Here is a 1,331-nt window from a genome sequence, read left to right on the forward strand (position 1 = left end):
CAGGCGTGATGTACTGCAAGGTGCGAAACTCACCCTCAGCATTAAAAAACGGCACCACCAGGGCACCGTTTTGAGTTTGTCGCAGCTCTGGCGTCGGGGAGATCCCCTTTCGCACCAGATAAGGATGCGCGGGGTCTGCGCCTGGAAGCTTGTCGTATAACGCCTGCGCTTTCGCCGTCTGCCGACGGTAATTGGCCTCTCGTGCCCGTTCAGCATTATCGTGTGCCTGGCGGGCTGCAGCCCGAATGTGCAGCCGGGCAACGGGGTCAACGTCTGTTCCGCTGGCCTTCCAGTTAGTGACCGACTTCTCCGTTTCCGCACGGTGGTAGTTGATAAACCAGCCGCCGGGGCGACGATCGAGGAACCCACGGTACACGCCACTTTTTTGCCCCTTCTTATCCTCCAGCGTAGCGACGCGATGTCGCTTCCCGTCCATCACTGGCAAGCCTTTCACGACTAACCCCGCCTGTGTCAGAGCATCATGAAACTCTGCCTGCGCATCACCACCGCCAGTGCTGATGGTGTTATCGGGCAGCCAGGCCTTCACGCGATCGATATCGCTCCCAGGGCGGGCGTACCACAGAACGGCATCTTTATCCCAGGCCAGTGCCGAACGCCCATCATCAAGTAGCCCTGCGGCTTTGCGAGCCTTATCTCGTTCTTCGTGCGGCACCGCCAGCCAAAGACGGTGCTCAATTACTTTTCCCATGTTGATCTCCTCGATGCCGATCTATACCCCGGCACCCTAAAAGGCCTATGTGGATAATCGTCACTCGCCTTCAGTAAAGCGGCGATACCACCACGGGCGGCCCGACAGCCGCTTTCCCCGCAACAGATAGACCAGCCGGGCATTCAGCACCGTCAACGTCCAACCAAAGGCCGATAGAATTCGGAAAAAAAGGATGATGCCGCTGATCACATAAATCGTGTCCCAGGTAGGGAAGCGGAACCAGAACAGATACAGCAGAAACAAGGGGGCAGGAACACCGTAGACATTGAGCCGCCGAGAAGCATTGCGCCAATAGCCTGGTAGCAAAGGCTCCAGCTCGTCATTCATGGGTATGACCTCGCTCCAGTTCACGCAACTGGTGACCGGTCAGGGCGACGGCCAGCTCGCTGCGAGCGATGCTGCCTTGCAAGTACAGCCGCCAGGCATGATCGGCAATGCGCCGTTGCTCAGTTCGAATAATGCCGTCAATGTGCTGGCCCCATTTGATGTAAGGCATTTGCGTCAACTGTTCCCGCAAGGGATCGTCAAAGATAATGTACTCACGCACAGCCTGTCGTTTGCCATCGGTGGTTCTCAGCAACTTCTGCACCACGATGTACTG

General features: G+C 57.3%; 2 protein-coding genes and 1 pseudogene. All 3 read right to left on the bottom strand.

From position 1 onward, the window contains the following. A partial coding sequence (locus A6U95_RS26850; RefSeq protein WP_241810730.1) for a DUF5710 domain-containing protein occupies nt 1-709 on the bottom strand: 709 nt, incomplete at its 3' end. A gap of 60 nt (nt 710-769) precedes the next feature. Further along, complete coding sequence (gene icmT, locus A6U95_RS26855) at nt 770-1,057, bottom strand: IcmT/TraK family protein (RefSeq protein WP_021807919.1); 288 nt, start codon at nt 1,055-1,057, stop codon at nt 770-772. Next, nucleotides 1,050-1,331, bottom strand: a pseudogene (locus A6U95_RS26860) (plasmid transfer ATPase TraJ); the annotation flags it as partial. The gene icmT and the pseudogene A6U95_RS26860, both read right to left, overlap by 8 nt.

The organism is Serratia sp. 14-2641 (assembly GCF_001692375.1).
Lineage (GTDB): Bacteria > Pseudomonadota > Gammaproteobacteria > Enterobacterales > Enterobacteriaceae > Chania > Chania fonticola_C.

Bases quoted from the DNA above. Each gene is read 5' to 3' on its own strand.
- icmT (WP_021807919.1), bottom strand. From the start codon at position 1,057: ATGAATGACGAGCTGGAGCCTTTGCTACCAGGCTATTGGCGCAATGCT.